This window comes from Stenotrophomonas sp. HMWF023, assembly GCF_003060985.1.
In the GTDB taxonomy this organism is placed as follows: domain Bacteria; phylum Pseudomonadota; class Gammaproteobacteria; order Xanthomonadales; family Xanthomonadaceae; genus Stenotrophomonas; species Stenotrophomonas lactitubi.
The window spans coordinates 1-8,046 of record NZ_QAIJ01000220.1 but is presented as its reverse complement, the minus strand read 5'-3'; the positions used below and the strand labels follow the sequence as shown (position 1 = coordinate 8,046).

The 8,046-nt window shown below is 67.4% G+C and carries 6 protein-coding genes and 1 pseudogene; 4 read left to right on the top strand and 3 right to left on the bottom strand.

Annotated features, from left to right (window positions below):
• Positions 1 to 556, bottom strand: a pseudogene (locus tag DBR20_RS11900) (hypothetical protein); the annotation flags it as partial.
• Positions 557 to 566: 10 nt separating this feature from the next.
• Positions 567 to 1,166 (bottom strand): NfuA family Fe-S biogenesis protein, encoded by a 600-nt coding sequence (locus DBR20_RS11895; RefSeq protein WP_089236178.1) that lies wholly within the window; start codon positions 1,164 to 1,166, stop codon positions 567 to 569.
• 90 nt (positions 1,167 to 1,256) lie between these two features.
• Between DBR20_RS11895 and DBR20_RS11890 the strand changes: the two genes are divergently transcribed.
• The 3 genes from DBR20_RS11890 to zupT all read left to right on the top strand — a co-directional run bounded on the left by DBR20_RS11890 (position 1,257) and on the right by zupT (position 2,927).
• Positions 1,257 to 1,607 carry a 4a-hydroxytetrahydrobiopterin dehydratase gene (locus DBR20_RS11890; RefSeq protein WP_025876725.1) on the top strand — a complete coding sequence of 117 codons (351 nt, stop codon included), beginning with the start codon at positions 1,257 to 1,259 and terminating at the stop codon, positions 1,605 to 1,607.
• Positions 1,604 to 2,020, top strand: a complete 417-nt coding sequence (locus tag DBR20_RS11885) for an energy transducer TonB (protein ID WP_108266308.1) — start codon at positions 1,604 to 1,606, stop codon at positions 2,018 to 2,020. Before DBR20_RS11890 ends, DBR20_RS11885 begins: the two co-directional genes overlap by 4 nt.
• A 97-nt stretch (positions 2,021 to 2,117) precedes the next feature.
• Positions 2,118 to 2,927, top strand: a complete 810-nt coding sequence (gene zupT, locus DBR20_RS11880; RefSeq protein ID WP_025876721.1) for a zinc transporter ZupT — start codon at positions 2,118 to 2,120, stop codon at positions 2,925 to 2,927.
• Between the two features lie 546 nt (positions 2,928 to 3,473).
• On the opposite strand, the gene DBR20_RS11875 is transcribed toward zupT, so the two are convergent.
• The gene (locus DBR20_RS11875) at positions 3,474 to 4,448 is read right to left on the bottom strand and encodes an RluA family pseudouridine synthase (RefSeq protein WP_100460541.1); all 975 of its coding nucleotides are present in this window, start codon (positions 4,446 to 4,448) and stop codon (positions 3,474 to 3,476) included.
• A gap of 406 nt (positions 4,449 to 4,854) precedes the next feature.
• Between DBR20_RS11875 and DBR20_RS11870 the strand changes: the two genes are divergently transcribed.
• On the top strand, positions 4,855 to 8,046 hold a 3,192-nt coding region (locus tag DBR20_RS11870), incomplete at its 3' end, for an Rne/Rng family ribonuclease (RefSeq protein ID WP_108266309.1).

Here is an 8,046-nt window from a genome sequence, read left to right as displayed (position 1 = left end):
GCGCAGGCGACGCCGGTTGCGGGCGCGGTGCAGTTGCGCCCCCCGCGTCCTGGCCTGCGGCTCCGGCACCGGCGGCTGCAGCGGCAGCCGCTTCGGCTCCGGCCTGGTCGCCGCCGCCTTCCTGTGCAGCACGGCCGACGAATTCAATCTGTACGCGCTCACCCTCGCTGCCCTGCTCGTCCGGTGAAGAGGTGCGGATCACCGCCACCCACAGCAGCAACAGGAAGAACAACAGATGCAGCAGCGCGCTGAGCAGCGCCGATGTCCAGCGCATCCAGCGCTGGTCGCGAGGCGCCGGATCCCAGTCCTGCCAGAACAGGCGGCGCAGGGACGCCCATGGTCCCAGCGCCGGCAATTGCCCCGGGGAACCTGGCAGCGGTCGCGGCAGCAGCACCGCGATCACTTCGCGCGCGTGCAACGGACGTGGCAGCGGCGTCAGCGTCCGCAGCCAGATCGCCCAGCCGTACGGCAGGCCGGTGTTCTTCTCGAGGATGGGCGGTCGCTGCTGGCGCGCCAGCAGCAGGTCGATGAGTTGCTCGGCTCTGGGCAGAGGCACGCGTTGGCGATCAGGCGGCGTTGCCGCGCGGAATATACGGGGCGTGGCCGCTGTCATGATCGGTAGCGTCACGCACGGCGGTCACTCCGGGCACACGGCCCATCAGGGTCTTCTCGATGCCCTGCTTGAGGGTGACGTCGGCCATGCCGCAGCCTTGGCAGCCACCACCGAAGCGCAACAACACGACGCCTTCGGCCGAGACTTCCTGCACGGCCACCTTGCCGCCATGCGAGGCGAGCTGCGGATTGACTTCGTTTTCCACCACCCAATGCACGCGCTCGACCAGCGAGGCGGCATCGCCGGGCGCTTCGCCCTTGATCCGCGGCGCTTTGATCGTCAGCTGCTGGGTGCCGGCCGTACCGGGCACGATGTCGATCTCCGCGCCGTCGAGCCAGCCAACGCTGGTGGCGTCGACATAGAGCGTGAAGCCATCACAGTCCACCGCCCACTCGTCACCGAGCAGGTCGGTCGGCTCGGCGAACTCCAGCCGGGCGTCGGCACGCGGGGTTCCGGGTTCGACCGCACTCAAGCGCACGCCCATGCCGGGCACGCCCTCGCGTTCGATCAGCTTGCGGAAATGGGTCTGGGCAGTGTCGGAGATCTGGATCATCAGGCTATTCTAGCCAAGTAAGCGTCAGCCGCTCATTCGTTTTATACACCGGCCGGCGCATTGTTCAGTCAACACGAGGTGGAGGAACCCATGGCCGACCTGATTCCGCTGGCACAGGCCCGTTGCGTGCCGCGCAAAGGCAGCGACCACAAGCTGGGCGAGGCCCGCCTGGCCGAACTGCTGCCGCAGGTCCCCGGCTGGGAGTTGGCCGAGGCCGGCCAGGCGCTGGTGCGCACGTTCCGCTTCAAGGATTACTACGCCACCATGGCCTTCGTGAACGCGCTGGCCTGGATCGCCCACGGCGAGGACCATCACCCGGACCTCGGCGTTCACTACGACCGTGCCGTCGTCCGCTACTCCACCCACGACGTGGGCGGCCTGAGCGAGAACGACTTCATCTGCGCAGCGAAGACTTCAGCCCTGACGGAGCAACTGAAATGAACGTGCGATTGCTGAGCCTGCCCCTGCTTGCCGTGACCAGCCTGGCCGGCTGTGGCACCTCCGAGCCGCCGGCGGCGCCGGCTGCGGCCCCCACCGAAGTGGCTGCGGTGAAGACCCCGCCGCCGCAATACCCGCTTGAACTGGCCTGCACCGGCGTGGGCGGCACCAGCACCTTCAAGGTGGTGATCGGCACCGACGGCAAACCCAGCGAGGTCACCCTGCTGACCGGCGCGGGCAACCCGCAGCTGGACGATCTGGCCAAGGCCGCCGTGCAGGGCTGGCAGTTCAAGGCCGCCACCCGCAATGGCGAGGCCGTGCCGGCCACGATCCAGGTGCCGGTCAGCTTCAACCCGCCGCAGCCGAAGCCGGACCAGTGCTTCGCCATCGAAGAAAGCCTGCGCCGCGGCGGCTGATCGCCTGCCGGTGACGAGGCCAGCCGACGCCCGCCTCGCCTTTGCCGCCCCGGCCCGTGCCGGGGCGATTGCTTGATGACAAGGAACGCGTCGGAACATGCTGCAGATCCCCCCCGAAAACATCTGGATCGCCCTGGCGGTCACCCTCGCTGCGGGCCTTGCCACCGCCATCGGCAGCCTGCTGGTGCTGTTCTCGCGCCGCCCCAATCCGCGCCTGCTGGCCTTCGGCCTGGCCTTTGCCGGCGGCGCGATGGTGTATGTCTCGCTGTCGGAGATCCTCAACAAATCCATCGCCTCGTTCGCGCTGGCCTATGGTGAACGCACCGGCTTCACCTACGGCACCCTCGCCTTCCTGCTGGGTGTAGTGGTGATCGTGTTGATCGACCACTTCATTCCCAACCCGCATGACAGCCTGGACAAGCAGGACCCGGCGTTCCGCGAGAACAGCCGCGAATACCTGAAACGGGTCGCCCTGCTGACCTCGGTGGCGATCACCGCACACAACTTCCCGGAGGGGCTGGCGACGTTCTTCGCAACGCTGGAGAGCCCGTCGGTGGGCATGCCGCTGGCCTTCGCCATTGCCATCCACAACATTCCCGAGGGCATCGCCATTGCGGTGCCGGTGTACTTCGCCACGCAGAACAAGTTCTACGCGTTCGCCGCCAGCCTGCTGTCAGGCCTGGCCGAACCGGTCGGCGCGGCGATCGGCTATGTGCTGCTGTCCGGCTCCCTGTCCCACGCCACGTTCGGCTGGGTATTCGGCCTGATTGCCGGTGTGATGGTGTTCCTGGCGCTGGACGAGCTGCTGCCGGCGGCGAAGCGCTACGCCAAGGGGCACGAGACTGTCTACGGGCTGGTGGCGGGCATGGGTACGCTGGCGATCAGCCTGGTGCTGTTCAAGTGGTGAAGGGTGTCCGGCCAACGGGCTGAGCCCCCTCGCGGCTGGCTGAGCGGGATTCTGCGGTTGGGCCGGGCGAGGTGGGTTTGCGGGGGACGCCGTAAACCCATCCATGGGGGCTTGGGCGCGCCATCCATGGCGCTTACACCCCCGCAAACCCACCTCGCCCGGCCTCGGACAGGCTACGTGCGTGCCAGCCGCGCGATGAAAGAATGAAAAGCGAAGCCCGCGCTGCGCGCGTGAGTCGAGCCTCGCTCGACTCCACAAAGGCTGCGAGCGGCCATGGGTCTACGCTGCGGCTGTCGGGTCCGCCTTGTAGCGAGCCGAGCACCGCAGGTCCGGCGAGGGCGAAGAGGCGCGGGTGTCTGAGCGCAGCGAGTTCCGCGCCGCCCCTCGGCGGAGCGAGGAGCACAGGGTACCGGCGCGCAGCGCCGGCTCGCGGATGGCGGCGTGTTTCTTTGGTTACTTTCTTTGCACGAGCAAAGAAAGTGACAAGCCCACTCATCGCAGGGGAACGACGGCACCGACCAAGCCCCCGGCGCCGCCGAACTGCCGTCAGCGGAGTCTGTCCAGCGCCTCGACCAGCTCATCCGCCAGCGGCGCACTCAGCACATACGGGCTCTTGCCGTCGTCCAGCGCGAACTCCAGCGACGCGGCATGCAGGAACAGGCGCTTCAGCCCGATCTGCTCACGAAGCCGCTTGTTGACCGCAGGATCGCCGTATTTGTCGTCTCCGGCCACAGGATGCCCCAGATGCTGGGCATGCACGCGGATCTGGTGGGTGCGGCCGGTTTCGATGCGCACCTCGCAGTAGGAATGGCCGCCTTTGCGCTCCAGCACCCGGAAATGGCTGATGGATTCCTTGCCGATCGCATTGACCTGCACATGACGCTCGCCGCCCTGGCGCAGGCCTACGTGCAACGGCGCATCGACCGTCATCACACCGTCCGGCATGCGCCCGGCAAGCAGGGTCAGGTAGCGCTTGCGGATGCCGGAGCCGTGGTCTTCGCGCAGCAGCGCCTGCAGCTCGCTCAGCGCCGAACGCTTCTTGGCCACGATCAACAGGCCCGAGGTGTCACGGTCCAGCCGGTGGACCAGCTCCAGGGTCTGCCCGGGGCGCAGGGCACGCAGGGTCTCGATGGCGCCGAAGCTGATGCCGCTGCCGCCATGGCTGGCGACGCCGGTCGGCTTGTTCAGCGCCAGCAGGCGGGCGTCTTCGAAGACGATGGCCTGCTCCAGCCTACGCATGAACGCCTCGGGCGGACCCGCCTTGTCTCCCTCTTCAGTGAGACGAACGGGCGGTATCCGCACTTCGTCGCCAGCCTCCAGCTTGCGCTCGGCCTTGGCGCGGCCGCCATTGACGCGTACCTGGCCGCTGCGGACCAGCTTGTAGACAAGGCTGCGCGGGGCACCTTTGAGCTGGCCGAGCAGGAAATTGTCCAGGCGCTGGCCGGCACGGTCGGCCGGAACGGTGATCATGCGCACGGAAGGCTTGTCGCCGGCCGGCTTGGTAGGGTCTTGTGCAGTCATCAGCCTGTTTATTCTGTTACACTCGGGGGGCGAGATAAGGGATTGATTTCGTTGGAAGTTACTCAGGGCCAGAAGCCCCGCTTCCGACGAATCCGGCACAGTGCGCGACCACCGCCCGCGGGGCGGCCATGTTAGCGGCTCACCGGCGTTCCCGGCCATCGCCGATTGCCTGACACGCAGTCGCGCTGAACATGTCCCGTGCGGCGCTCCAGCCTGGCTGACAGCTGCCTCCGGCCCTGTAACACCCAAAACCAGAAAATTGAAGCGCTCCCGCGGCCTGCCGTGGTGTCGTAGCGCTGGAAACCCAAGCCGCCCTCCCCGCGCTTGCGCGAATGGGCGGCGAGCCGTGTCCAGAGGCGAAACTCCATGGCGTTCCGCGCGGTAGCCGCTTGCGAGGAACGCAACAATGAAGCGAATGCTGATCAACGCCACGCAGGCTGAAGAGCTGCGTGTTGCCATCGTGGATGGCCAGTCGTTGTATGACATCGACATCGAGCAGCCGTCCAAGGAACAGAAGAAGTCCAACATCTACAAGGGCCGGATCTTCCGCATCGAGCCCTCGCTGGAAGCGGCCTTCGTTGAATACGGTGGCGGCCGCCACGGCTTCCTGCCGCTGAAGGAAATCTCCCGCGATTACTTCCAGGCCGGTGTCGACCACAACAAGGCCGGCATCCGCGAGCTGCTGAGGGAAGGCCAGGAAATCGTCGTCCAGGTGGACAAGGAAGAACGTGGCAACAAGGGCGCTGCCCTGACCACGTTCATCTCCCTGGCCGGCCGCTACATGGTGCTGATGCCGAATTCGCCCAGCGCCGGCGGTGTCTCCCGTCGCATCGAGGGTGAAGACCGGGCCGCCCTGAAGGACGCCCTGGACAAGCTGAACATCCCCGACGAAATGGGCGTCATCATCCGTACCGCCGGCGTCGGCCGCGATGCGGAAGAGCTGCAGTGGGATCTGGATTACCTGCTGAACGTCTGGCGCGCCATCGCCGAAGCCGCCCTGAGCAAGCCGGCCCCATTCCTGATCTACCAGGAATCGCGCCTGATCGTGCGCGCCCTGCGTGACTACCTGCGCGCCGACATCGGCGAGATCCTGGTGGACACCGAGGAGATGTACGAGCACGCCAAGGAGTTCATGCAGCAGGTGATGCCGCAGACCCTGCGCAAGCTCAAGCATTACAAGGACGACATCCCGCTGTTCAACCGCTTCCAGATCGAATCGCAGATCGAAGGCGCCTACGAGCGCAACGTGCGCCTGCCGTCGGGCGGCTCGATCGTGGTCGACCAGACCGAAGCGCTGACTGCCGTCGACGTCAACTCCTCGCGCGCCACCAAGGGCAGCGACATCGAGGACACCGCGTTCCAGACCAACCTGGAAGCGGCCGAAGAAGTGGCCCGCCAGCTGCGCCTGCGCGACCTCGGCGGCCTGGTGGTGATCGATTTCATCGACATGGCGTCCAACAAGCACCAGCGCGAAGTCGAGAACCGCCTGGCGAATGCGCTCAAGTACGACCGTGCACGCGTGCAGGTCGGTCGCATCTCGCGCTTCGGCCTGCTGGAAATGAGCCGCCAGCGCCTGCGCCCGAGCCTGGGCGAATCCAGCCAGATCGTCTGCCCGCGTTGCGACGGCCATGGCCGCATGCGCAGCGTCGAGTCGCTGTCGCTGTCGATCATCCGCGTTGCTGAAGAGCATGCGATGAAGGAGAACACCGGACAGGTGCTGGTACAGGCCCCGGTGGAGATCGCCAATTACCTGCTGAACGAAAAGCGCGGCGCGCTGGGCGAAATCGAGAAGCGCCACGAGGCGCCGATCGTGATCGTTGCCGACGAGCAGCTGCACACCCCGCATTACACCGTCACCCGCCTGCGCGACAACGAACTGGGCGAGGAAAGCGGCAAGCCAAGCTACCAGCGCGGTACCCCGCGCAAGCTGCCGGTACACGCGCTGACCAAGGGTCAGCTGAACATCCCGCCGCCGATGGTGACCCAGGTCAAGCACAACTCCCCCGCCCCGGTGCGGGACGAAGTGGAACCGACCGCAGCGCCGGCACCCGCGCCGGTGGCCGCAGTGGCTCCGGCCGCTGCCGCCAGCGGTGGTGTGGTTGGTTGGCTGAAGCGCATCTTTGGCGGCGAGCCCGCTCCCGCTCCTGCACCGGCACCGGCCGCGCGCCAGCAGCAGGATGGCGGCCGCCGTGACCGCAACAAGGATCGCAACAAGGACCGCAAGGACCGTCGCGAGGACAGCCGTGGCAACGGCGGCAATGGCAATGCGCAGCAGCAGAAGGACGGCGGCAACCGCAAGGACCGCGGTGAGCAGCGCAAGGATGGCCGCAACGGCGGCAACGGCAACGGCGGCAGCCAGGCCAATGGCAATGCCCCGCAGCAGCAGCCGCAGCAGCAGGGCAAGCCGAAGGATGCCCAGCAGCAGCCGCAGCAGAACAAGCCGCGCAACGAACAGGGCCAGGGTCAGGGCCAGCAGCAGCCGAAGCTGAAGCAGCCGAAGCAGCCGCGCCCGCAGGACGGTGACAAGCCGGCCGAGAAGCCGCAGCGTGCCGCTGCCGAAGCCCCGGTCGATGTCGTGACTGCAGCAGCCGCTGTGACTGCCACGACCGCGGTTGTGGCCACGGTCGCAGTGCAGGAAGAGAAAGCACTGGTACCCGCCGTTGCCACTGAAAACGTGGTCGACACTGTCGCGGCCGTGGATACCGCCGCCGCCGCGACCGACACCGAGGTCGTGGTTACGACCGGCGCTACCGAAGAGGCTGCAGCCGATGCCGCAGGCGATCAGACCGGCGAAGGCGCAACGCGCCGCCGCCGTGGTCGTCGCGGTGGTCGTCGTCGTCGTCGTGGTGGTGCCGAGAACGCCGCAGGCGGCGACGTGCTGGGTGATGATCTGGACGACGGCGATGATGCCGAGGGCGACGACAACGACGGCGATTCCGTCGAGCACAGCGCCCAAGCTTCGGTGGACGCCCCGGTTGCCGCCGCGCACCCGTCGCGTTCGCAGCCGGAATTCGACTTCGATGACGAAGTCGAGCCGGCCACCGCTGACGCCGGCAAGCCAGCACGTGCACCGGTTGCGGTAGCCGCCGCAGTTGCTCCGGTCGCTGCCGTCAGCAGCGCCGTAGTCGAAGCAGCCGCTCCGGTGGCAGCCACGGTGCAGACCCCGGCTCCGGTCGAAGCCGTTGCCAAGGCCGAACCGACCCCGTCGCCGGTACAGACCAGCATGCTGGATGCCATCGATGCGGCGACGCCCGTGCAGCCCGCACCCGAAGCGGCTCCGGTGATCGAGGCGAAGCCGCCGATGGTCGAGACCGCTGCCGTGGTCGAAGCAGCCCCGGTCGCTGAACCGACCGTCGTGGTCGAAGCCGCTCCGGTGGCCGAGCCGAAGCCGGTGGTAGCCGACGTCGCGCCGGTGGTGGAAGCTGCTCCGGCAGTCGAACCGAAGGCCGAGGTTGAAGTCGCCCCGATGGTCGAGGAGCCGGCAACCCCGGTGGCTGTCGAAGCCGCACCGGTGGAAGCCGCTGCACCGGTGGCCGATCCGGTCGTGCCGGCATCGGTCGACCCGATTGCCGATGGCCATGCCGACGCTGCCGCACAG